We start from the raw sequence: 25,318 nt of genomic DNA, 5'->3' as shown, positions 1-25,318 counted from the left end.
TTTTTATGAGTTTTTTAGTTGATTAAAACAGTGGGTTATTTCTTCCAAATCATCAAAATGATGTCTTTCTCCGTTAATTTCTTGATAGTTTTCGTGGCCTTTTCCTGCAATCAAAATAATATCTCCTGCCTGCGCTAATTTACAAGCCGTTTTTATCGCTTGTCTTCTATCTAAAATTGATATTGTTTTTTTATAGTTTTCTGGAGAAACCCCAGCTTCCATCTCTTCAATAATAACTTGTGGATTTTCTGTTCTCGGATTATCAGAAGTGAAAACAGCTTGGTTACTTAACTGAGAAGCAATGTGCGCCATTTTGGGACGTTTTGTTTTATCTCTATCACCTCCACAACCCACAACTGTAATTACATTTTCATTTCCCGTGCGAATATCATTAATTGTTTCCAACACGTTTTTCAATGCATCTGGCGTATGAGAATAATCAACAATCCCTGTAATATTATCTTCAGAAACGATATATTGAAAACGTCCGCTTACACTATCTAACTCACTTATAAGTTTAAGAATCTCTAGTTTTTCCAATCCAAGCAGTTCAGCAGTTCCGTAAATCGCTAATAAATTATATGCATTAAATTCCCCTATAAGCTTCGTCCAAACCTCTGTCCCATTAATTGTAAGCAACGTACCCGAAAAGCTTTTTTCTAAAATTTTAGCTTTAAAATCTGCTAAAGTTTTAAGTGCGTAAGTTTGCTTTTTTGCACTAGTGTTCTGCAACATTACATTACCATTTTTATCATCAATATTTACCAAAGCAAATGCTGATTTTGGTAACCCATCAAAAAATGATTTTTTTACGTCTCTATATTCTGCAAACGACGAATGATAATCTAAGTGATCGTGAGAAAGGTTTGTAAAAACCCCTCCTATAAATTGCAATCCTTCTGTTCTCTTTTGATGAATACCATGAGAACTTACCTCCATAAAACAATACTCAACACCAGCATCAATCATTTTATCTAAATACATATTGATTGCCAATGAATCTGGAGTTGTATGGGTAGCCTTATATTCTATATCATCAACCATTATTTTCACAGTTGATAACAACCCTACACTATACCCTGCTTTTTTAAATAAATTATAAAGCAATGTCGTAATCGTAGTTTTTCCGTTTGTTCCTGTAACCCCAACTAACTGTAATTTTAAAGATGGGTTATCGTAAAAATTAGATGCTATAATCGCCAACGCTATATTAGAATCTTCCACCTGAATATAGGTTACTCCTTCTTTTTTATCAGTAGGAATGTCTTCGCAAATAATTGAAGTAGCACCTAAACCAATAGCTTTTTCAATAAACTGATGACCATCAACCTGCACACCTTTCTGTGCTACAAAGACACCATTCTCTTTAATCTTTCGACTATCAAAAACAACTTTATTAACCTCAATATTTGTATCTCCAAATACCGTGTTAACTGAAACTTTATATAATATGTCTTTTAAAATCTTCAACTATGATAGTTTTAAATAAATTACGGCTCCTTTTTGCACTTTTTCTCCCTTACTCACTGATTGTTCAGTTACTTTACCCATGCCTGAAAACCTCACCTCTAGCCCCATGTTTTCTAACAATGAAACCGCATCCATTCCACTCATACCAACAAGCTGTGGCATAATTGTCTTATACTTTCGCAACGTTGAATAGTAGTTATTATAATCTTTATCCAGGCTCGCAAAGGCAATAGTATCTGAAACAGACTGATTATTAATCGGAGTTGTTGTATATATTTTTTGTGCTATTTCTTTGAATATTGGAGCAGCTACCATTGCCCCATAATAACCCTTCTCTTTTTTAGGATCGTGAACCACTACAATACATGAATATTCTGGGTCTTTAGCTGGAAAAAAGCCAGCAAAAGAAGCCACATACCTACTATTTGAATAATGCCCAGCGATAGTTTCTCCTTTTTCATTTTTATGTCGAGGAATCCACTTTTTAGCGGTCCCTGTTTTTCCTGCCATAGAAAAATTAGGAGAATAAATATCCTTAGCTGTTCCTCTTTTAACAACATTCTCCATTACTTTTCTCATTTTATCCAACGTGACTTGAGAAGCTATTTTTTCCTTTAAAATAACCTTATCGAAGCTTTTTTCAACTTTATTTCCAATACGTAATTCTTTTATAAACCTTGGTTGCACCATTTCACCATTATTAGCAACCGCATTATAAAAAGTTAATGTTTGTAATGGCGTAAGTGAAACTCCATACCCCCAAGCCATCCATTCTAAAGTTATCGGACTCCAACGATCACTATCTGGCGAAGGAATAAACGGCCTTCCTTCGCCTTTAATTTTCACCCCCGTTTGTTTATCTAATCCAAATTGTTTTATCCTTTTGATGAATTTTTCAGGATTTTTATGATAACTTTTTTGAATTGCCTTAACGACTCCTACATTAGAAGACACCTCAAAAACACGAGCCATAGAAATTTCACCATGACCTCCATACTCACTATCTTCTACCTTCCTGCCATTTATAAATATTCTTCCTTTCTCTGTATCAATAACAGTAGACGTATCTATCACCTTATCTTCTAAAGCCGCCATTAAACTCGCTAATTTAAAAGTAGAACCTGGCTCTTGACTCTCCCAAACTGCATAGTTTCGCTTTTCATAATATCTTCCATTAGAAGTTCTGCCTAGGTTAGATATTGCTTTAATTTCTCCTGTTTTTGTTTCCATAACAACTGCACAACCATGATCTGCCTCAAAATATTCCATTTGTTTCAGCAAAGCATGATGTGTAATATCTTGAATGTTTACATCGATCGTTGTTATTACGTCTCGACCATCGATTGGCTCTTGTTCGTTTACATCATTAATCGGCTTCCACTGTCCTTTGGCAATTTTTTGCTTTAATCGCAAACCATTTTTACCTTCCATATACTTTGCAAAAGCACCTTCAATCCCTGCTCCTCCACGATAATCATCATACCCAATTGTTCTTTCTGCAATTTTACCTATAGGATGTGCTCTTACAGTTCTTTGCTCTGTAATAAAACCACCTCGATACACTCCTAATTTAAAAATTGGAAACTCTTTCATTTTCGAATAGTCATTATACCCAATGTTTCGAGCAATTAACAAATATCGATTCCTGCTTTTTTTAGCCTCTCTAAGTTTATTTTGATAGTGTTTTGAAGAATGACCTAATAATTTCGACAACTCATTGGACAAAGCAGCAATGTTTTTCTCAAACACATTATCATCTACTGCAACTACATCCATTCTTATCGTGAATTTAGACATCGAGGTTGCCAATAAATTACCATCAGAAGCATACACATTTCCTCGATTCGCAAAAATGGTATCATTTTTAACAGTAGTTTCTTTAGCTAGTTTTCGATATTTATCTCCATTTAAATATTGAAGATCAAAAATCTTAACTCCAATTACGATTAAAAAAAGGGTCATTAAAACCGTAACCACATAGAGCTTGTTTAATATGCCTTTTTTTATTGCTGTCAATTTTTATCGTTTTTTTGTTACTTTTATTTTTTGTGGCGGTGTTTTTGCAGGTGCCAATCCTATTTCATTTGCTTTTTTACGAACACTACTCTCTAATTTCATCCGCATTAAAATAGTACTTGTATCTATATACTCTGCCCGCAACTCCCTTTTCTCTTTATTCAATTCAGCTATTCGAACTACTTTTGCGTCTGCCGAATGTGCACTCCAAATCATAATTAACAACAACCCAACTACAAACATGATAATACGCCAGTTTTTCACAGAAGACTCGTCTGTAAGAAAACTCCCCCGTAACAAATCATATATACCACTAGTTTTTGTCGTCATATTATTTTAATGTTGCAATTCTTAATTTTGCACTTCTAGCACGGTTATTCTCTTTTATTTCTTTTAATGTTGGAACAATTAATTTTCCAACTTTTTTCAGTGGAACATCTATGTTTCCATAAAAATCTTTCTCTGGCTCCCCTACAAACAAACCAAACTGTATAAATCTCTTTACCAACCTATCTTCCAAAGAATGATACGAAATCACACTCAACCTACCCCCTTCATTTAACAGTCCAGGAATCTGCTGTAAAAATTCTTTTAACACCTCCAACTCTTCATTTACCTCTATACGAAATGCCTGAAAAATTTGCGCTAATATTTTATGCTCCTTTGCTTTCGGAAGATGCCTTTGCAAAACCTCTTTTAACTGAAAACTCGTACTTATCTCTCGCTCTTCTCTTGCCTCTATAATTGTTTTCGCAAGCGCTTTAGCATTTCTCAATTCACCATATAAATAAAGAATATCTGCCAATTCTTTTTCTTCATATTTATTAATAATTTTCTTTGCTGATAATTCAGATTTCTGATTCATTCGCATATCCAAATCAGCATCAAATCTTGTCGAAAACCCCCTTTCCGCTTCATCAAACTGATGCGAGGAAACACCTAGATCAGCCAAAACACCATCCACCTTCTTTATTCCGTAAAAACGCAAAAACCTTGAAATAAAACGAAAATTCTCCCCAATCAACACAAAACGCTCATCCTCTATTTTATTTTGTTGCGCATCTGGATCCTGATCAAAAGCAAACAACTTTCCTTTTTCCCCAAGACGACTCAATATTTCTCGAGAATGCCCTCCACCACCAAACGTAACATCCACATACACCCCATCTTCTTTGATATTAAGCGCATCTACACTCTCTTTTAACAATACTGGATTATGATAATTCATCTACATCAAAATTTCCCATTACTTCCTCAGCCAACTCAGCAAAATCAGACGTTGTATCTTCAATTACTTCCTCATATTTATTTTTATCCCAAATTTCAATAATATTCACCGCGCTCGATAAAACAATCTCTTTCTCGATTCCTGCAAAAACACATAAATCTTTCGGAATTAATATTCTTCCTGAAGCATCCATTTCTACCATTTTCACTCCAGCTGTAAATCTTCGAATAAAATCATTATTCTTCTTAACAAAACGATTTAGCTTATTAATTTTCGCCATCATCAAATTCCACTCTTGCATCGGATACAACTCTAAACAAGACTGAAACACAGACCTCTTAACAACAAAACCATCTTGCAACACAGGAGCCAACTGCTTCTTGAACGCTGATGAAACCATCAACCTCCCTTTAGCATCAGCTTTACACTCGTATGTACCGATTAGATTTATCACCTGTAAGAATATAGTTTGTTGTCAAAAATATAAAATATTTACCACTTTTTACCACTTTTTACCACTTTGTTAATAAGTTGTTCCAAATACAGTATTTAAAAGACACTCAGCAAGTTACTCTTGTTGATAATCGCTAAGATTAAAAGAGATTGATATCTAATAAAAAAAAGTTACATTTGCGGTTAAGCCAATGATTAACTGAATGACAAAAATTTTAAAAACCGAAGGCAAGTTTACATATGCAGAAGCTGGTGAAGGTAGGCCATTAATCATATTACATGGGTTAATGGGAGCTTTGAGTAATTTTGATGATACTTTTGAATATTTCTCTCAAAAAGGTTACAAAGTTTTAATTCCGGAGTTACCATTGTATACACTTCCGTTATTAAAAACTAATGTAAAAAACTTAGCTGAATTTTTACATGACTTTATTGAGTTTAAAAACTTAGAAGAGGCCGTTTTACTGGGTAATTCTTTAGGAGGTCATATCGCTTTATACTACATAAAACATTATCCGAAAGACATTTCTGCATTGGTCTTAACAGGTAGTTCAGGTTTGTACGAAAACTCTATGGGAAATAATTACCCAAGAAGAGGAGACAAAGATTTTGTTCGTAACAAAACTGAAGAAGTTTTTTACGACAAATCAATTGCTACTGATGAACTGGTTGATCAAGTTTATGATGTAATTAATGATAGAAATACATTGATTAGAACCTTGGCAATTGCAAAAAGTGCTGTTCGTCATAATATGGCTAAAGATTTACCTAATATGAAACAGCCAACCTGTTTAATTTGGGGAAAGAATGATACAGTTACTCCACCTGAAGTTGCTGAAGATTTTAATAAATTATTACCCGATAGTGATTTATTCTGGATCGACAAATGTGGTCATGCCGCTATGATGGAACACCCAGAAGAATTTAATGAAGTTTTACAAAACTGGTTAAAAGAACGTAACATCTAATAAGATGAAGATAAAATCTGCTGAATTTGTTATGAGTAACAGCAATGTTACTAATGCACCAAAAGACAGAATACCCGAATACGCTTTTATTGGACGTTCTAATGTTGGGAAATCTTCATTAATTAATATGTTAATGGAGCGTAAAAACTTGGCTAAAACTTCAGGAAAACCAGGAAAAACGCAACTAATTAATCATTTTAAAATAAATGATGAGTGGTTTTTAGTTGATTTACCAGGATACGGATACGCTAAAGTTTCTAAAAAGAAGAGAACCATCTTTCAATATTTTATAGAAAATTATTTTAAGGAAAGAGAACAACTGGTTTGTACTTTTGTCTTAATTGACTCTAGACACGATCCACAAAAAATAGATTTAGAATTCATGCAATTTTTAGGTGAAAATAACCTCCCTTTTTGTATTGTTTTTACCAAATCAGATAAATTAGCTCCCACAAAACTAGACAAACAAATTGCTTCTTATAAGAAAAAATTACTTGAGTTTTGGGAAAGTGAACCTACTAATTTTTTAACCTCATCTTCTACTAGCATAGGAAGAGATGAATTACTCAACTTTATTGACCAAGTAAATAAAGATGTCGCAGACGATTTTAAATAATTATCGATGCATTCTACCAAAGAAAATCTTCAAATATTACACGAAGACAATCACCTGATTATTGTTAATAAAAGATCTGGCGATATTGTTCAAGGAGACAAAACTGGCGACAAACCTCTGAGTGATGTTGTTAAAGAATACATTAAAGATAAATACAACAAACCAGGAGAGGTTTTTCTCGGAACCGTTCATCGACTAGACAGACCAACTACAGGCATTGTAATTTTTGCTCGCACTTCTAAAGCCCTCGAACGTCTTAACAAAATGCTTCGCGACAAAACCATCAAAAAAACATATTGGACGGTGGTGAAAAATCACCCGAAGAAAGAAAAAGGTACACTAATTCATTATCTGAAGAAGAATCCAAAGAATAATAAATCAACCGCTTTTCAAAAAGAAATTGAAGGAAGTAAACGTTCAGTTTTACATTATCAAATCCTCAAAAAACTCGACAATTATTCTTTATTAGAAATTGATTTGGAAACGGGTCGTCATCACCAAATTCGTTGCCAACTCTCATCAATTGGCGCTCATATAAAAGGTGATTTAAAATATGGTGCCTCAAGAAGTAATAAAGACGGAAGCATACATCTTCATGCAAGAAAAATAAACTTTATACACCCTGTAAACAAAGAGGAAATTAAAATAATTGCTCCTCTCCCTAGCGACCCTATTTGGGATGCTTGTAACTAATTCGTATATTTAGTTTCTCAAACTTATTATAAATGAAAGCTTTAAAATATTTATTGGTTTTCACCATCCCTCTAACAGCGTATATTTCATTTACCTCAACAGGCTGGATTACCTTTTTACCTCTTATTTATGTTTTTGTAATAGTACCGATATCTGATCTTTTCTTTAACATAGATGCTAAAAACTTCGACAAGGAACAAGAAGAAATTGAAAAAAACAATAATCTTTACACGTACATATTATACCTAACACTACCTGTTCAAGTTGGTTTTTTAACTTGGTTTTTATTTGTAATTCAAGATACAGGGTTAACAACCTTAGATTATATCGGAAGAATTTCTGCCATGGGAATTATGTGCGGTGTTATAGGTATAAATGTTGGTCATGAACTTGGGCACAGAAATAATCGTTTTGATGAACTTTTAGGAGAAATCTTACTTACCACTTCTTTAGAAAGTCATTTTTTACCTTATCATAATGCAGGCCATCATTTTAATGTAGCTACGCCCAACGACGCAGCAACAGCACGAAAAAACGAGCCCTTATATGTTTTTTGGTTTCGCTCTCATTTTATGAGTTATTTTCAAGCATGGAAACTAGAAAATAAGCGGTTAAAAAACTCTGATAGAAGTTGGTTTCATTATCAAAACAGAATGTTAATTTACACTTTTTGTAATCTTACTTTGGTAGGTGGAATTTATTTTTTCTTTGGATGGAAAGGTGTTCTTGCTTTTTTAGCGGCAGCAACACTGGGTATTTTATTGCTAGAAACTATAAACTATATAGAACATTACGGTTTGTTAAGAACTCAAAATAAACATGGCAGATACGAACGCGTTAAACACAACCACTCGTGGAACTCAAATCATGTAATTGGTAAATTAGTATTATTTAATTTATCGCGTCATTCAGATCATCATTATAACGGAAGTAAACATTATCAAATTTTAAAATCGTTACCCGATAGCCCTCAAATGCCAACAGGCTACCCAGGAATGATGTTACTTTCTTTAATACCACCATTATGGTTTAAAATGATGAATAAAAAAATACAAGAAATTTAATTTTATGACTATTTCTCAACTTGTGCAATCGCAAAAAGAGTTTTTTGCAACACAACAAACCAAAGATATTTCTTTCAGAAAAGCATGTTTACAGCGATTAAAAAAAGAACTGATAAAACGAGAAGATGATATTTTAAAAGCATTACATAATGACTTCAAAAAATCAGAATATGAAGGCGTAATGACAGAGACTGGCATTGTGTTATCAGAATTAAAGATGACGATTAAAAAACTGAACTCATGGGCAAAACCAGAGCGTGTAACTCCATCGTTATTAAACTTTCCTTCTTCGGCAAAAATTTATAAAGAGCCTTACGGAAGAGTATTAATCGTTGCGCCATGGAATTACCCTTATCAATTAGCATTAGCTCCTTTAATTGGTGCTGTTGCCGCAGGAAATACCGTCATTTTAAAACCCTCCGAATTAACTCCACATACAAGCAAAGTTACTCGCGAGATAATTGAAACTGTTTTTGATAAAAACCATGTTGCCGTTGTTGAAGGTGGTGTAGAAGTTTCGCAAGAACTATTAGCAAGACGTTGGGATTATATTTTCTTTACCGGAAGTGTAAAAGTGGGTAAAATTGTAGCTAAAGCAGCTGCTGAATATATGACGCCAGTTACCCTAGAATTAGGTGGAAAAAATCCTTGTGTTATTGACAAAACTGCTAACATAAAACTAGCCGCAAAACGCTTAGTTTGGGGTAAATTTATCAATGCAGGTCAAACGTGTATTGCTCCCGATTATTGGTTGATTCATAAATCGATCAAAGAAAAATTTGTTGAAGTATTTAAAGCTGAATTATACAATGCTTATGGAGATGACCCACAAGCATCAAAAGATTACCCACGTATTGTTAATACTCGAAATTTTGATCGACTAGCATCATTACTTGAAAATGAAAAATTTATTATTGGTGGTAAAGTTGATCGAGAGGACTGTTATATATCGCCAACACTTGTTGACGAACCAAGTTTAGATAGTGAAGTAATGAAGGATGAGATTTTCGGACCTATTTCTCCTGTAATTTCATATGCTGATGAAAGTGAAATCGATACCATTATCAGTAAATATGAAAAACCTTTGGCTTTATATGTTTTTACTACTAGAAATGATTTCGCTAAAAAAATAATACAAAAACACTCGTTTGGTGGCGGAACTATTAATGATACTACGGTTCATTTTGCAAATCACAGATTACCTTTTGGTGGTGTTGGTGAAAGTGGAATTGGTGGTTACCACGGAAAACGAACTTTTGATACTTTTTCGCATAAAAAAGGAGTTGTAAAACGCTATAATTGGCTGGATATTACCACTAGATACGCTCCTTACAAAGGAAAAATGAAAATGTTACGAACCTTAATGAAGTTTGGATAAATCCCTTAACAACTTAAATATGCAAGAAAAAACCGTTTCGGAGGCAATTAACTTTCGTCGTTCCGTAAGAATTTATGATGCTGAAAAGCCTATAGAAACATCCGTAGTAAAAAAGTGTATCGAACAAGCTACTTTAGCGCCTAATAGCAGTAATATGCAACTTTGGGAGTTTTACCATATCACTTCAAAAGATATTCTTGAAAAAATTGCTCCGATGTGTTTTAACCAAAATGCTGCAAAAACTGCGCAGCAACTGGTAATTGTAGTTGTTCGAAAAGATTTATGGAGTAAACGCGCCAAAGCTAATTTAGAATTTATGGATGGTCTTTATGGCAAAAACAACCCTAAATCTAAACAAAGCAGTAGAGAAAAAATGGTAAGAAACTACTACGGAAAATTAATTCCGTTCACCTATGCTGATTTCTTCGGGATTTTTGGTTGGTTAAAATTTTTACTGGTGAGTATCACTGGAATGTTTAGACCTATTTACCGACAAGTACGCAATAGCGACATGAGAATTGTTGCACATAAAAGTGCAGGTTTGGCTGCGCAAAACTTTATGATAAGTATGGCTGCAATTGGTTATGATACTTGCCCTATGGAAGGTTCGGATACTTGCCGCGTAAAAAACGTATTAGGACTCCCTTTTTCTGCGGAAATAAATATGATTATTTCTTGCGGAATTCGTAAACCCGAAGGCGTATACGGCGAACGTTTTAGAATCCCTTTTGAAGAGGTTTATAAGGAGGTTTAGTATTGGAAGATTTTTTTCTTTTCGTAATTTTTGAAGCAATTCTAAACTTCGTAGGTGGGACTATACGGTGGTTTTATGGTTCAATTTGGAGAACTATTTTCAACAAGCCAAAATTCAAATATTCAGAATATTTGTTCGGACCTGAAAAAAATAGCACACATTATGATGAATTTGCTCATCACTTCAACAATAAAATAATTGGAGGAGTTTTTATCTTTGCAGTAACGATTCTTTCTATTGCTATTTGTAGTTAAATTATTTTTTAGGCAAAAACACCAACCTATTTTCTGATTGTTCAATTTCTTTTTGATTCAGCTTCATTTTTACAAACTTCCCATCTAAATATTTTTGAGCTTGATCTTTGTAATGATCACTAAACACATTACCACTTTGTCCTGTGGGTATAATGGTGATGCTATTTTCAATGTCAGAAAAATCAATAATTCTACGTGTAGAAGGACCTCCTGTTACTTTATAATATCCCGTACTATCTAATTTAAAAATATGATTATTTAATACTTCATTTCCTCCATTGGTTTCAAAAGGACCTACATTAAAGATTTTACGCAAAAGTCCGCCAGCTTTTCCTATCGGATGCTCATGCTCCACAGTAGTAACTCGATTCCATGTCCAATCTTCCACATTTTCTCCTAATTGAGCATTTAAAAAGCTAATTGCATTTTTAAATGATTTGGTTATGATCTCTTTTTTATCTTCAATTTTACCTTCTGTAGTGACATCATCCCACCAAACCGATTGTGATTTACTCATTTGCACAGCAATCATTTTTTTCTGAATCATGGTTCCATCCATAAATTGCTTAAAACCTTTACCCATTTCATCTTTAAAAGTGTTGACTAAAAATTCATATACAAATCGATTGTAAATCGTTGGCGCCACTTCTGTTTTAAAATAATTTCCATCCCATTTCTTTAAAATTTCTAAGGCTTTTCTTTCGGAAACTGACAAATCATCTACTGTAATAACTTCTGTAGCATTTAATATTACTTTTGGTGCTACTGATGATTTTACATCGTAAATCATTTTAGCCACATCTTCTTTAGTAAAATCATGCTTTGGCTCTACAATTTCAACTATACGTTTTGCTCTGTCTTCTGGTAAATAATACCCTGAATACAACATATTTGCAATCGAATCTGGTTGATTGTTTGCAGAATACACATATCCCCAAGCAGGATTTACCGCCTGCGGATTTTCTTCAAAATCTAAATAACGTACTATTTCATCCTTTCCAGACGCTCCGTTTAAATAGATTTTTCTATTCAGGATATCTCTATATTTATACAACTTACCCGCAGCAAACCAAGCTATGTTATTACTAGCATCACCATACATCATATTTAAACCTGGCGCATGTAATTTAGATGCTCCATTTTTAAATTCTTGTAAGTTTTCAGCATGTGACATTTCATAAGCAACATCTAATAATTTATTTGGCAAATGTGTGTAAATCCATTTCATTGCAATCGGTCTTTCATCTTGTAAGTGCTCAATAATACCGTTCATTATCGGTCCGTGTTTACTTACTTTAATTTGATACGCTGCGTTTTGCCTCCCTTTAATTTTTATATCCTTATCTATAGTTTTATAAGGTAAAAATCCTTCAGGTGTTTTATATTCTAATGCATTCTCAGGATTATTTTCTTCTATATAAAAATCGATATCATCGTTTTCAAACATTGTTAAACCATAAGCATGATTTCTATTATGCCCTAATAACGGAAATGGTGTCAATGCAAGATTAAAACCATACATTTCATAATCAGGAGTTTTAATATGACTTTGATACCAAACCGAAGGTTGTCCAAAATTTATATGCGGGTCGTTCGCAAAAATCACTTTTCCGTTTTTGGTTCTATTTGAACCTAATACCCAAGAGTTACTACCAATAAAACTCGGTATTGGCAGTTTATCCATAATCTCATTAACTGCTAATGAAAACTCAGCTTTAATTTCTCGTTTGTTTGTATTTTTTAACAATGTTGTTTCCGACAACGGAATTCCTAACTCTTCTAGATATTCAGCTCCTAATTTTTCTTTAATTTCATTTAAAAGAGGATCCGTTTTATGCGCTACCGCAAAACTAAATGCCATGTAACCGAAAACATTATAAATATCGTTTATGGTATATTTTTCTTTTTCAACACCCACTAAGTAAAACTCTAAAGGTGTTGGTCCTTTTTCTATAAACTGATTGATCCCATCCAAATAAGCCATTGTCAATTTATAAGGTTCTGAGTTCTTATCTATATCTGCAATCGTTTTATATGCTGCTTCTTCAATACCTAATCCCGACATAAATTTATCGACTCGCACAACATCTTTACCGAAGATTTCACTCAATCTTCCTGCGGAAATTCTTCTAATAACTTCCATTTGCCATAATCTATCTTGTGCATGCACATATCCAAAGGCCCTAAAAGCGTCTTTTTGATTTTTAGCATTTATATGTGGCACACCTACTTCATCATAAAAAACAGTAACTTTTTCAGAAAGATTACTAAGTTCTAATTCACCATTGTATTTTGGATGCAGTGTTACGGTAAACAACCACCCTCCAACGAATAGTAAGGCGATAAGTATTAATACTATTTTAAACAGTTTTTTTAGTAGTTTCATTATGGTTAGGAATTTTACCAAATATAAGGATTTATAGAAATGTTAATATTCTACTTATCCAAGTCATCGTTTAAATATATAATCCAAAATTAATTCAAGCTGTGTATCCTATCAATCGAAGATTGTTTGTATTTTTGAAGTACTAAATAATTCATTTTATGAAGAAAATTCAGATGGTTGACCTACAAGGTCAATACCAAAAAATAAAGAAAACTGTAGATACTTCTATTGAAGAAATATTAAACTCATCAGCTTATATTAACGGACCTTATGTTCATGCATTTCAAACGGATTTAGAAAAATATTTAGGTGTAAAACATGTAATTCCATGTGCCAATGGTACTGACGCATTGCAAATTGCAATGATGGGGTTAGGTCTAGAGCAAGGAGATGAAGTGATTACTGCAGACTTTACGTTTGCTGCTACTGTGGAAGTAATTGGTTTATTAAAATTAACTCCTGTTTTAGTTGATGTTGAACCTGATACGTTTAATATAGATATTGAAGCTTTAAAGAAAGCTATTACACCAAAAACAAAAGCAATTGTCCCTGTTCACTTATTTGGTCAATGTGCTAATATGGAAGCCGTTTTAGAAATTGCTAAAGAACATAATTTATTTGTTATTGAGGACAATGCACAAGCAATTGGAGCAGATTACACGTTTAGTAACGGAACCAAGAAAAAAGCGGGAACCATGGGTAATGTTGGAACGACTTCTTTCTTTCCTTCTAAAAACTTAGGTTGCTATGGTGATGGTGGTGCTATTTTTACTAACGATGATGAATTAGCTCATACGCTTCGCGGAATGGTAAACCACGGAATGTATAAACGTTATTACCATGATGTTGTTGGCGTAAATTCTCGTTTAGATAGTATTCAAGCAGCTGTTTTAAAAGCGAAACTTCCTTTATTAGATGCTTATTGTGATGCTCGTAGAAAAGCTGCTGCTTATTATTCAGATGCTTTTGTTGATAACAAGAATATTATTACTCCAAAAATTAGTGATTTTACAACGCATGTTTTCCATCAATATACTTTACAAATCACAAACGGAAAACGAGATGAATTGCATCAACATTTATTAGATAACGGAATTCCGAATGCGATTTATTATCCAGTTCCTTTACACAAGCAAAAAGCATATACCGACGATCGTTATAAAGAAGAAGACTTTAGAGTTACCAATAAACTAATTAACACTGTTCTTTCTTTGCCTATGCATACAGAACTAGATAAAGAACAATTAGAATTCATTACAAAAACAATTAACAATTTTATAAAATAATTAATTGTCTACTCGCTATGAATCAGAAAATAAAAACATTAAAAATTATTCACTTAGCTTTAGTTGGAGGAGTAACCTTAACTTATTTTTTAATAGGTGATTTTAAAAATATTTTAAATTTAGAAATAGACAACTCTTCTTTAGTTTATTCATTTATCCCAGCGATAGCTTATGTAATGAGTAATTTTATGTTTAAAAACATATTAAACAATATAAAAAAAGATGGTTCTATTGATGAAAAGTTTGCTGTTTACCAAAGCGCTTCAATTATTAAATGGGCAATTTTAGAAGGGGCTTGTTTTATTATTTTATTTTTAAAACCAGATTTTATACTCTTTGGCGTTGTCGTTTTAATCTACATGATTCTTTTAGCTCCTAAAGAACATCAAATTTTAGAGACTTTAAATATTAAAAGCGCTGAAATAGAGAAATAAATTAATTATGAAAAAAATTTTAGTCACAGGAGGTTTAGGATTTATAGGATCTCATACCGTAGTTGAATTACAAAATTCAGGTTTTGATGTAGTTATTATCGATGATTTGTCTAATACTACTATTGATGTACTAGCCAACATAACAGATATCACAGGAAAAAAACCAGATTTTCATAAAATTGACCTACGTATAAAAGCAGATGTAAAACAATTTTTTGACAACAATAAAGTAGATGGAATTATCCATTTTGCTGCATTTAAAGCTGTGGGTGAAAGTGTTGAAAAACCTCTAGAGTATTATGAAAATAATATTGGGAGTTTAGTATACTTGCTTCAAGAAATGCGCGATAGAAAACTAGATAATTTTATTTTTAGCTCATCATGTACTGTCTACGGACAAGCAGATGAATTGCCTATTACAGAGAATGCCCCTGTTAAGCAAGCCGAATCAACCTATGGGAACACGAAACAGATTGGTGAAGAAATTATTAAGGAAAGCTGTAATGCTTATGAATTAAAGGCTATCGCCTTACGTTACTTTAATCCAATTGGCGCTCATGACAGTATAAAAATTGGAGAACTTCCTTTAGGTATTCCTCAGAATTTAATTCCATTTGTTACACAAACAGCTGCAGGAATTCGTGAGCAACTTTCAGTTTTTGGAGACGATTATCCAACACCAGATGGAACTGCCATTCGAGACTATATTCATGTAGTCGATTTAGCAAAAGCTCATATTGCTGCTTTAAAACGTTTATTAGAAAACAAAAACAAACAAAATTTTGAGTTTTTTAATGTAGGGACAGGTACTGGCAGCTCTGTATTAGAAGTAATTAATGCTTTTAAAAAAGCTACTGGCAAATCTTTAAATTACAAAATTGTAGGAAGACGAGCTGGAGATATTACCGCTGCCTACGCAGATACCACAATAGCAAATAAAGAACTTAACTGGAAAACTGAAAAAACATTAGAAGAAGCATTACTTTCTGCTTGGAAATGGCAAGAAAAACAATAATCAATTTATATATAACTACGAAAAACAAATACTTTTTAATTTTACTAATTGCTTTTCTTTTTTTTAACTGTAATAAAGACAGATGCAACGAAGGCTATAAAGAGCATACTGTTAACGGACAAGAAATATGCATTCCAGAGTTCCTAGCTGGTAAAGAATCTAATTTTGAGTTGGGAAATTATTATTCTCATCCCGAACATGGATTAATTATTTTAGAAAATGGGATTTGGAAAAATCAATCTGATCAAATAATAAAAATTGAAGAATAAAAAAAGCGAACTTATTGAGTTCGCTTTTTTATTAACTCAATTAAAATTTATTCTTCTAAACTAGCTCCGCTAGCAGTAACATTTCTGTCAATTTTACGCATTAATCCTTGTAAAACTTTACCAGGACCAACTTCTATAAACTCTGTTCCTCCATCTGCAATCATTTGTTGAATCGATTGCGTCCAACGTACAGGAGCCGTTAACTGAATCATTAAATTCTTTTTAATCTCTTCAGGATTTGTCACCGCACTTGCCGTTACGTTTTGGTATACTGGACAAGTTGGCTCGTTAAACGTAGTTGCTTCAATTGCTGCTGCTAATTCTTCTCTTGCTGGTTCCATTAATGGTGAATGAAAAGCACCACCTACTGGTAAAACCAATGCTCGTTTTGCTCCTTTCTCTTTTAATACTTCACACGCTTTGTTTATAGCTTCAATTTCACCAGAAATTACTAACTGTCCAGGGCAATTGTAATTCGCTGCTACTACTACTCCATCTATTTCTGCACAAACATCCTCAACTACCTTATCTTCTAAACCTAAAACAGCCGCCATCGTAGATTCTTGCATTTCACAAGCTTTTTGCATTGCTAAAGCTCGTTTAGAAACTAAGGTTAATCCGTCTTGAAATGATAAAACTCCGTTAGCAACCAATGCTGATAACTCTCCTAAAGAATGCCCCGCAACCATTTCTGGTTTAAAATTATCTCCTAAAACTTTTGCTAAAATTACCGAATGTAAAAATATAGCGGGTTGTGTAACTTTGGTTTGTTTTAATTCATCAGCAGTCCCTTCAAACATAATATCAGTAATGCTAAACCCTAATATATCGTTAGCTTCTTCAAATAATTCTTGTGCTAAAGGTGATTTTTCATATAAATCTAATCCCATCCCTGTAAATTGTGCTCCTTGACCAGGAAAAATATATGCTTTCATTTATATTTTTTATTTTGTTGTTTGTTTTAATACTGCAAACATAATCAATTTAAAATTTGTTATTTTCGTTCAATGACCGAGAAAAATAAACTACTGGCACAAAATATATATTTAATATTAGCCTCTTTATTCATTGCTTCCTTAGTAGCCTCTAATTTAATTTTTCAAAAATTTTTTTACTGGAACCCCTTCGGTTTATATCGTTTTGAAATTTCAGTAGGAATTTTACCATATCCTATTACCTTTTTAATTACAGATATTTTGTCTGAAATCTATGGGAAAAAGAAAGCTAATCAAGTTGTTATTGCTGGTATTTTCGCATCCTTTTTCTCTATGCTTATTATTTTTCTTGCTGATAACGCACCCGCTATCGAAAACTCCCCTATTAGCGATAGTATATTTTCTAAAGTTTTTAGTCTATCTCCACTAGCAGTATTAGCTTCTATGTTAGCTTATTTATTTGCTCAGTTTATCGATATCCGTATTTTTCATTTCTGGAAAGACTTTACGAAAGGAAAACATTTATGGTTACGCAATAATTTTTCAACTTTCGCTTCTCAATTTATAGATACCTTTACAGTACTTTTTTTACTATGCTCTTTTAGAGTAATTCCTTGGAATATATTTAATAGCTTACTGATTAGTGGTTTTTTATTTAAAGTGATTATTGCTGCTTTAGACACGCCTATTTTATACGGAGTTGTATATTTGTTCCAAAGAAAATTCAACTTAAAAGTAGGGGAAGAATTAACCACTTTTTAAGAAATCACGAAACCATGTTTAATAAGTTTTTTTATAGGATTTTTAAAAATCAATTTTCATTTTCAGAAGTTACTTCTGTTTATCTAAATTTGATATTTAATCTCATTATTTTTGCTCTTTTAGGGTTTTTATTGTTTAAAATTTTTCGCTACTTCGGAAGAAAAATCGTCAGTAAAATGGCATCTAAAACATCTACAAAATTTGATGATTTACTGATTAAAAATCGCGTATTTTTAAGCTTATCAAGAATAGTTATTTTTGTTATTATTTTTAATTCTTTAAAAGGAATTCTTATCGATTTTCCTGATTTGCTAAACTATGCTGAACGCATTATAACGATAGCAATTATTTTTTCAATTGTTTGGTTTGTTAAAAGTATTTTAATGACCACTAAAGATTTTTTAAGCACTATAAATACTTTTAAAGACAAACCTTTAAAAAGTTACGTACAAATATTTATGGTGGTTTTATGGTTAATAGCAGTTATCACCTCTTTTTCTGTGCTTACTGGCAAACCTCTTATTAAATTTTTAACTGCTCTTGGAGCTTTCTCTGCAGTTCTTTTGTTAATTTTTAAGGATACCATTTTAGGCTTTGTTGCAAGTATTCAAGTTTCTATAAACGATACCGTTCGAATTGGCGATTGGATTACTATGGATAAATATGGCGCCGATGGTGATGTCGTTGAAATTAATTTAACCTCTGTGATTATTCAAAATTTTGACAATACTATTTCGAGTATTCCCACCTACTATTTAACTTCTGATTCGTTTAAAAACTGGAGAACAATGAACAGTTCGGGAGGAAGAAGAATAAAAAGGGCTATTTTAATTAAAATAAATAGTATTCGGTTTCTTACTGATGAAGATATTGAGTATTATAAGAAAATTCATTTAATTTCTGATTATATTGAAAAAACTAGTAATCAAGTAAAAAAATATAATGACGAACATAATATTGACAAATCTGTTCTATTAAATGGTAGAAATCTTACTAATTTTGGAACTTTTAGAGTATACTTAGACAAGTATATCGAAAATCATCCACAGATAAATCAAGACATGTTATTAATGTCGCGTCAGTTAGAACCTACTTCTAATGGAATTCCTTTAGAAATATATGCCTTTAGTAAAGAAAAAGTATGGCAAGATTATGAACGTGTTATGGCTAATATTTTTGACCATATTTTAGCATCTGTAAAATATTTTGATTTAGAAGTTTTTCAAACCCCATCAAGTGTAGATATTATTAATTTGAAAGATCAAAAAACTAGTGAAAAATAAACAAGCCACATCTTTGTGGCAGCTTGCTACCATTAAATTCAAAAAAAATAAAACAGGTATGTTTAGCTTATGGTTTATTATTTTTTGTGGATTTATTGCTGTTTTTTGTTATGCTTTAGCACCCGATAATAGTAGTGATGCCAATCAAATGCATTTAGAAATTCATTCAAAACCACCAGGTTTTTCAGTACAGCTTCTTAAAATTCCGAATCAAAGAGAAATTAACCAATCTTGGTTTTCCATTTTATCTAATGGAAGAAAATCAACTTTTACAGAAATTCCGATAAAATCCTATATAATTACCAAGAACAAATTAGAAGTTGTAAAATATTCTGATGGATTAACTAAAGAGTTTAATCTTTCACTTTTTAATAATCAACCAGAAAAATTCATTGATAACAAAACTTTTTATTTTGGAACCGATAAATACGGACGAGATTTGCTCAGTAGACTCTTAATAGGAGCTCGAATTTCATTTTTTATTGGGTTTGTCGCTGTTTTTATTTCACTTTTAATAGGCATCCCAATCGGAGCAATTGCTGGTTATTTTGGAGGGAAAATAGACACTTTTATTATGTGGGTTATCAATATTACCTGGTCTATTCCAACCTTACTATTAGTAATTGCTATTACCTTAACTTTAGGAAAAGGCTTTTGGCAAGTGTTTATTGCTGTTGGTTTAACTATGTGGGTAGAAGTTGCACGTGTCGTTCGCGGACAAGTAATTACTACCAAACAACAACAATATGTGGAAGCCGCCAAAGCGCTTGGCTTTTCTAATTTTAGAATTATTTTTAAACATATCTTACCCAATATTTTAGCTCCAGTTATTGTAATTTCTGCAGCCAATTTTGCTGCGGCTATTTTAATTGAAAGTGGTTTGAGTTTTTTAGGAATTGGCGCTCAGCCTCCAACTCCTTCTTGGGGAGCTATGATTAAAAATCACTACAATTATATTGTTTTAGGAAAGCCCTTTTTAGCATTAATTCCTGGAGTTGCCATTATGAGTTTAGTAATGGCGTTTATGCTTTTAGGAAATTCACTTCGAGATGCGTTGGATGTGAAAAGCTAACTTTGTAACTTCGCTTCTTCTAAAATAAAAACAAATGAGTTTTATAGTAAATTTCACTACCCGTTGGGCAGATTTTGATGCAAACGTACATATGCGTCACACAGCATATAATGATTATTGTGCAGAAGCACGTCTGCGTTTTTTTAATAAATTTGGTATTACCATACATGATTTTACTCGAGAAAAAGTAGGTCCGATTTTATTTGAAGAAAACACCCGCTTTTTAAAGGAAATTCATATGGGAGAGGATATCAGCGTAAATTTAAAGATTACAGGATTATCAAGTAAAGGAGAACGTTGGAAAATTCAACACGAAGTATTTAATGGCGCTGGTAAATTATCTGCAATTGTTACGGTTTATGGAGCATGGTTAGATTTAGTGCAACGTAAATTAACGATACCTCCATCAAAATTTCAACAAATTTTTACTGATGCTGAAAAAACTCATGATTTTACTGAAATAGTATTGAAAAGTGAAAAATAGCAGAAAAATAATATCAATCATTGGATTACTAATTGTAATTGTTGCTTATTTTTTTCAGCAGAAAAAAAGTAGTTCGGCTTACCCTACCATTATGGGTGATGAACAGATAGAAATTGGATTAGATTTTAATTATTTACCAACTTCAACTACTGGAGTTATCGTAAATCACAAAGGATATAATTTATCTTACAGTGAAGCTCACGAACAAGCAGAATGGGTAGCCTACTCCTTAAGGGAAACTGATATTTCATATATCGATAGAAAACGCCCTTATTTTATTTATGACCCGAAAGTGAAAACTAAATCTGCACACTGGAGAAGTTATAAAAATTCTGGTTATGATCGCGGACATTTATGCCCTGCCGGAGATAGAAGACTGACTGAAGAATTATATAATGAAACTTTTTACACATCTAACGTTACACCTCAACAGCATGATTTTAATTCTGGCATTTGGAACACTCTAGAACAAAAAACACGTTATTGGGCAAAAAAGTATAAGCGCATATATGTAGTAACTGGTGGTATTTTAACTGACAGTAATTTAAAATCTATAGGGAAAGATAAAGTAAGTGTTCCTAAAGCTTTTTATAAAGTCATCTTAGATTATACAGAACCAGAAATAAAAGCTATTGCTTTTTTATTCCCTCACGAAGATAGTAATCGTCCGTTGTATGAATTTGTTGTTTCTATTGATGAATTAGAACAAAAAACTGGTATTGATTTTTTTCCTGAACTTCCTGATGATATTGAAAACAAATTGGAAGCTTATAGCAATTACAAAAACTGGTCATTTAGATAAACAAAAAAAGCAACACAAAAGTGTTGCTTTTTTTGCTCTTTCTTTTCCAGAAATTTTAATAACTCTACAAATCGTGCCCCCCAGCTAATCTATACAGCTTTCTTTTTCTGCATTGCAATAAAAAATAAAACTAACCATTTAATTATTACACTGCAAAGATACCAACGTATTAGAACATGTTATTTCAAAATTGTTTCATCTATGAAAATAATTTATAATAACTTTATTTACAAGCATTTATATTGCTAAAAGTTTTGTTTTTTTATAACTAGGTAACATTGCTATCGAAATTTTCATTTATGTTCTTACCAATGATTTTTATTTCCTAGTTTATATACTTCAAGAAAATTTTAACAAAAAAAAGCAACACAAAAGTGTTGCTTTTTTTTCTCTTTCTTTTTCAGAAATTTTAATAACTCTACAAATCGTGCCCCCCAGCTAATCTATACAGCTTTCTTTTTCTGCTTTGTAATAAAAAATAAAACTAACCATTCAATTATTACACTGCAAAGATACTAACGCTAGACAATTTACTATTTCAAAATTGTTTCATTTGTACAAATGTTTTTAAACCAGCTGATTTATAGGTTTTTAAATATTAAAAAAGTTTTATTTCTATAACCAGGTAACATTAGTACAATTAAATAAATGGTTCTTAAAAAGAAAAAACACGACACAAATATTATGTCGCGTTTTACAGAATCTTTAATTATGAATTAGAAACAAAATAAAATATTCCCCAATCTTTTATTTTGTTTTTTTAGTAAGAATTGATAATCCCCAAAACCAATTCTTTTCCTTAAAGAACATAATGTAAATGTACTATGGTGTTACTTTTACTACATTCGAAATTGTTACTTTGGAACATAATTTTTTAAATTATTTATTTTCAGTTATTTATTTTTTATTCTTTTGAAAATGTTACTCTTGTTTCTTATTTTTTATCTTTTTTATATTGATTTGGAGATTTTCCGTATTTATTTTTAAATGAGGTAGAAAAATAATTAGGAGATGAAAAGCCTGTTGAATACGCTACATCAGCAATTGTAAGCTCTTTATCTTGTAATAATTCTTTTGATTTCTCTAGTCTTATATTTTGAATATAATCGCTAATATTAATTCCTAAAACTGCTTTAGTTTTACGATACAATTGAACTCTTGATATTTTTAATTCTTCTGCTAAAATCTCAACTGTAAAGGTAGAATCATCTAGACTTTTTTGAACAATGTTATTAATAGTCTTAAAAAATTCACTTTCAACATCCTTTTGTTTATCCTTTTTAGACCTTATTTCCTTTTTATCCCTATTTTCTTCAATAGAAAAACTTTGCTTATAAAAATGTTGTAATCTCTTACGATTATATAAAAGTGTTTTTAATGATTGATTTAATACAGATAAATTAAATGGTTTGGTTAAAAACATATCAACACCACTCTTTAATCCTTGTAAATGCGCAGCATCTGATGTTAAAGCCGTTAAAATAATAGTTGGTATGTGTGATGTACGAATATCGTTTCTTAACGCCTCGCATATTTCAAAACCATTTTTTTCTGGTAGGTTAACATCACTAATAATTATATCTGGAATAATTTCTATTGCTTTATTAACTGCATCTATTCCATCAGATTCATATACATTATATGTTTCAGAAAGCTTACTTTTTAAAAAACCTCTTAAGTCTGTATTATCTTCAATAATTAGTAAGGACTCTTTATTTTCATCAGGAACAGTTTCTTCATTTTCTTCAAATGTGAACGCATTTAAATCGATAGTTTCACTAGTGTTAATTTCGTCGCCAACAATGATTTCTTCAGGCTTAAAATGAGCTTTTCCTTTAGGAATATATATTTTAAATTCAGCACCTTTCCCTTCCGTTGAGAAAACCTCTAAACTTCCCCCATGTAATTTCGCATACTGTTTTGCTAAATAAAGACCAATACCTGAACTCGTTTGCTTATTATTTGACCCTAAAAAAAACTGATTAAAAATTTTATCTTTTTCTGCTGCTACAATTCCAATTCCAGAATCTTTAACAGATATAAAAATCCCTTCATCAGCCTCATCAATATTAATAGAAACTTTTCCTTTAATAGGTGTAAACTTAAATGCGTTAGAAAGTAAATTAAACAATACATTGTCGAGTAAATCTCGATCTATATATAGCTCTGCTTCATTTGTATTAGTTGTTAAAGAAAAATCGATTTTATTTTTTTCTGCTTCATTTTTAAAATCAGAGAAAATAGATTTCACGAAAGAATAAATATTTGTTTTAGCTGCTTTTAACCTAAATTTTTTACTTTCAACACGTCTAAAATCTAATAATTGGTTAATCATTCTTAACAGTCTCTTAGAATTGTTATAGATAAGTCCAAACTCTTCTGGCTTTTTTTCTTCTCCTTTACTTAATAATGATTCTGTGGACGAAAGTATTAGTGAAAGGGGAGTTTTAAAATCGTGTGAAACTCCTGTGAAAAAGTTATTAGTCGCTTCATTAGTTACTCGCAAATTTTCAGCTATTTCTTCAATCTCTGTTTTCTGATTTGCGATTTTATCAATTAATTCTTCTAATAATTTCTTTTGCTTTGATAATGTTTGTTTTGCTCGTAATGTTAAAAAAAGAAGTAATCCTATTAATCCTAAAAAAAGTAATGTATATTTTAAGAAATCTCTTTGAGATGAATATAACTGCAGTTGATCATTAATTTTACTTTGTTGCTTTTCAATATCTAATTCCTGACTACTTATTAATTCCAATCCTCTTTTTAAAACATCTACATTATCAGCATCTATAATAAGAGAAGGTAACGCATAATTTTTCCCAACATTTTCTTTGTTGATGATTTTCATTGCTATATTTATTGCCTCTTTACCTCCAGTTGGATAAAAAACAGTCGCTTCTAAAATTTTTCTCTCAACTAAATTTATCCCCCCATTAGGGCTATTCACTCCTCCAACACCAATAAACTTTATTTGATCAGTCAAACCGAGTTCTTTTGCTACTTCGTAAGCTTGTAAAGCCAAAGCATCTGTATGAGCAAATACAAAATCTACACCATCATTCTCTTCAAGAATTTGTTTAAAGTGTTTTTTTATTCCTGATCCATTATAACTATCTTGAGTAGTTCCTACTATAGTTAAATCATTGTTTTTTTCGACAGCTTCATTAAATCCTAAGCTTTTTTGAATAGTTGGTACTGTTCCTGCCCAGCTTTTTATTTCAACAATTTTAGCTTTCTTTTTTAGTGAAACAATATACTCTGCAGCATTTAAGCCAACTTCATAATTATTAACCCCTATAAACGAATTGTAGTTAACATCTTCAATATTTCTATCAAGAATAATTACAGGTATTCCAGCTTCTATAGCTTTATTTATTGATGCTTTTAAGGGTTTAGGCGCTATAGGAGAAATTAGAAGAACATCAACTTTTTTATTAATAAGCTCTTCAACATCCGCTATTTGTTTATCAATACTTCCTTTTCCATCGAGTATTAAAAGTTTCATGTTATCATGAAAATTTGCTTCAATTTTCATAGATTGATTCATAGATTTTCTCCAATCATCATTTGAAGTAAACTGTGAAAAACCAACAACATACTTCTTTTCATTTTCTGCCTTAGTGCAACCTATAAGAAGAATTAACAGGGATACTATAGCAATTTTTAAAAACTTTTTCACTTTTTTTAATTAAGGGT

The 25,318-nt window shown here is 31.8% G+C and carries 24 protein-coding genes; 16 read left to right on the top strand and 8 right to left on the bottom strand.

Features of this window, described 5'->3' with window-relative positions:
• Positions 1–3: 3 nt before the first annotated feature.
• The 5 genes from C7447_RS04990 to mraZ are packed head-to-tail and all read right to left on the bottom strand — an operon-like array spanning position 4 to position 5,168.
• The gene (locus C7447_RS04990) at positions 4–1,470 is read right to left on the bottom strand and encodes a UDP-N-acetylmuramoyl-L-alanyl-D-glutamate--2,6-diaminopimelate ligase (RefSeq protein WP_148869342.1); all 1,467 of its coding nucleotides are present in this window, start codon (positions 1,468–1,470) and stop codon (positions 4–6) included.
• Entirely contained in the window at positions 1,471–3,432 is a 1,962-nt protein-coding gene (locus C7447_RS04985) for a penicillin-binding protein (protein WP_148869504.1), read from the bottom strand.
• A 57-nt stretch (positions 3,433–3,489) separates the two neighbouring features.
• Positions 3,490–3,816 (bottom strand): FtsL-like putative cell division protein, encoded by a 327-nt coding sequence (locus C7447_RS04980; RefSeq protein ID WP_148869340.1) that lies wholly within the window; start codon positions 3,814–3,816, stop codon positions 3,490–3,492.
• A gap of 1 nt (position 3,817) precedes the next feature.
• Positions 3,818–4,714, bottom strand: coding sequence for a 16S rRNA (cytosine(1402)-N(4))-methyltransferase RsmH (gene rsmH / locus C7447_RS04975; protein ID WP_148869338.1), 897 nt, complete (start codon positions 4,712–4,714; stop codon positions 3,818–3,820).
• Entirely contained in the window at positions 4,701–5,168 is a 468-nt protein-coding gene (gene mraZ, locus C7447_RS04970) for a division/cell wall cluster transcriptional repressor MraZ (protein WP_148869336.1), read from the bottom strand. Before mraZ ends, rsmH begins: the two co-directional genes overlap by 14 nt.
• 202 nt (positions 5,169–5,370) lie before the next feature.
• On the opposite strand from mraZ, the gene C7447_RS04965 reads away from it, so the two are divergent.
• The 7 genes from C7447_RS04965 to C7447_RS04935 are packed head-to-tail and all read left to right on the top strand — an operon-like array spanning position 5,371 to position 10,894.
• A complete protein-coding gene (locus C7447_RS04965; protein ID WP_148869334.1) occupies positions 5,371–6,135 on the top strand; it encodes an alpha/beta fold hydrolase in 765 nt (254 codons plus the stop codon).
• Between the two features lie 4 nt (positions 6,136–6,139).
• The gene (gene yihA / locus C7447_RS04960; protein WP_148869332.1) at positions 6,140–6,751 is read left to right on the top strand and encodes a ribosome biogenesis GTP-binding protein YihA/YsxC; all 612 of its coding nucleotides are present in this window, start codon (positions 6,140–6,142) and stop codon (positions 6,749–6,751) included.
• Positions 6,752–6,757: 6 nt separating this feature from the next.
• Positions 6,758–7,444 (top strand): RluA family pseudouridine synthase, encoded by a 687-nt coding sequence (locus C7447_RS04955; RefSeq protein WP_148869330.1) that lies wholly within the window; start codon positions 6,758–6,760, stop codon positions 7,442–7,444.
• 32 nt (positions 7,445–7,476) lie between these two features.
• A complete protein-coding gene (locus C7447_RS04950; protein ID WP_148869328.1) occupies positions 7,477–8,508 on the top strand; it encodes an alkane 1-monooxygenase in 1,032 nt (343 codons plus the stop codon).
• Positions 8,509–8,512: 4 nt separating this feature from the next.
• The gene (locus C7447_RS04945) at positions 8,513–9,886 is read left to right on the top strand and encodes an aldehyde dehydrogenase (protein ID WP_148869326.1); all 1,374 of its coding nucleotides are present in this window, start codon (positions 8,513–8,515) and stop codon (positions 9,884–9,886) included.
• A 19-nt stretch (positions 9,887–9,905) separates the two neighbouring features.
• Entirely contained in the window at positions 9,906–10,640 is a 735-nt protein-coding gene (locus C7447_RS04940; RefSeq protein ID WP_148869324.1) for a nitroreductase family protein, read from the top strand.
• A 2-nt stretch (positions 10,641–10,642) separates the two neighbouring features.
• The gene (locus C7447_RS04935) at positions 10,643–10,894 is read left to right on the top strand and encodes a hypothetical protein (RefSeq protein ID WP_148869322.1); all 252 of its coding nucleotides are present in this window, start codon (positions 10,643–10,645) and stop codon (positions 10,892–10,894) included.
• Between the two features lies 1 nt (position 10,895).
• On the opposite strand, the gene C7447_RS04930 is transcribed toward C7447_RS04935, so the two are convergent.
• Positions 10,896–13,280 carry a penicillin acylase family protein gene (locus tag C7447_RS04930; RefSeq protein WP_148869320.1) on the bottom strand — a complete coding sequence of 795 codons (2,385 nt, stop codon included), beginning with the start codon at positions 13,278–13,280 and terminating at the stop codon, positions 10,896–10,898.
• A 158-nt stretch (positions 13,281–13,438) separates the two neighbouring features.
• Between C7447_RS04930 and C7447_RS04925 the strand changes: the two genes are divergently transcribed.
• The 4 genes from C7447_RS04925 to C7447_RS04910 are packed head-to-tail and all read left to right on the top strand — an operon-like array spanning position 13,439 to position 16,284.
• On the top strand, positions 13,439–14,566 hold the full coding sequence (locus tag C7447_RS04925; RefSeq protein ID WP_148869318.1) for a DegT/DnrJ/EryC1/StrS family aminotransferase: 1,128 nt from the start codon (positions 13,439–13,441) through the stop codon (positions 14,564–14,566).
• A gap of 17 nt (positions 14,567–14,583) precedes the next feature.
• A complete protein-coding gene (locus tag C7447_RS04920) occupies positions 14,584–15,000 on the top strand; it encodes an MFS transporter (protein WP_148869316.1) in 417 nt (138 codons plus the stop codon).
• 7 nt (positions 15,001–15,007) lie between these two features.
• Entirely contained in the window at positions 15,008–16,015 is a 1,008-nt protein-coding gene (galE, locus tag C7447_RS04915) for a UDP-glucose 4-epimerase GalE (protein WP_148869314.1), read from the top strand.
• Positions 15,997–16,284 carry a hypothetical protein gene (locus C7447_RS04910; RefSeq protein ID WP_148869312.1) on the top strand — a complete coding sequence of 96 codons (288 nt, stop codon included), beginning with the start codon at positions 15,997–15,999 and terminating at the stop codon, positions 16,282–16,284. Before galE ends, C7447_RS04910 begins: the two co-directional genes overlap by 19 nt.
• 47 nt (positions 16,285–16,331) lie before the next feature.
• On the opposite strand, the gene fabD is transcribed toward C7447_RS04910, so the two are convergent.
• The gene (fabD, locus tag C7447_RS04905; protein ID WP_148869310.1) at positions 16,332–17,219 is read right to left on the bottom strand and encodes an ACP S-malonyltransferase; all 888 of its coding nucleotides are present in this window, start codon (positions 17,217–17,219) and stop codon (positions 16,332–16,334) included.
• A gap of 72 nt (positions 17,220–17,291) precedes the next feature.
• Between fabD and C7447_RS04900 the strand changes: the two genes are divergently transcribed.
• From C7447_RS04900 to C7447_RS04880, 5 genes are all read left to right on the top strand, one after another.
• The gene (locus C7447_RS04900) at positions 17,292–17,981 is read left to right on the top strand and encodes a queuosine precursor transporter (protein ID WP_148869308.1); all 690 of its coding nucleotides are present in this window, start codon (positions 17,292–17,294) and stop codon (positions 17,979–17,981) included.
• 176 nt (positions 17,982–18,157) lie between these two features.
• Positions 18,158–19,264 (top strand): mechanosensitive ion channel family protein, encoded by a 1,107-nt coding sequence (locus C7447_RS04895; protein WP_246143017.1) that lies wholly within the window; start codon positions 18,158–18,160, stop codon positions 19,262–19,264.
• A complete protein-coding gene (locus C7447_RS04890; protein WP_246143016.1) occupies positions 19,254–20,336 on the top strand; it encodes an ABC transporter permease in 1,083 nt (360 codons plus the stop codon). Before C7447_RS04895 ends, C7447_RS04890 begins: the two co-directional genes overlap by 11 nt.
• Positions 20,337–20,370: 34 nt before the next feature.
• Entirely contained in the window at positions 20,371–20,820 is a 450-nt protein-coding gene (locus C7447_RS04885; RefSeq protein ID WP_148869305.1) for an acyl-CoA thioesterase, read from the top strand.
• Positions 20,810–21,622, top strand: coding sequence for a DNA/RNA non-specific endonuclease (locus tag C7447_RS04880; RefSeq protein WP_394343751.1), 813 nt, complete (start codon positions 20,810–20,812; stop codon positions 21,620–21,622). Before C7447_RS04885 ends, C7447_RS04880 begins: the two co-directional genes overlap by 11 nt.
• A 934-nt stretch (positions 21,623–22,556) precedes the next feature.
• On the opposite strand, the gene C7447_RS04875 is transcribed toward C7447_RS04880, so the two are convergent.
• Complete coding sequence (locus tag C7447_RS04875) at positions 22,557–25,301, bottom strand: substrate-binding domain-containing protein (protein ID WP_148869303.1); 2,745 nt, start codon at positions 25,299–25,301, stop codon at positions 22,557–22,559.
• Between the last annotated feature and the right edge of the window lie 17 nt (positions 25,302–25,318).

This window comes from Tenacibaculum adriaticum, assembly GCF_008124875.1.
Classification (GTDB): Bacteria; Bacteroidota; Bacteroidia; order Flavobacteriales; family Flavobacteriaceae; genus Polaribacter; species Polaribacter adriaticus.
The sequence above is the reverse complement of the archived record's forward strand: the minus strand, read 5'-3'. Positions and strand labels throughout refer to the sequence as shown.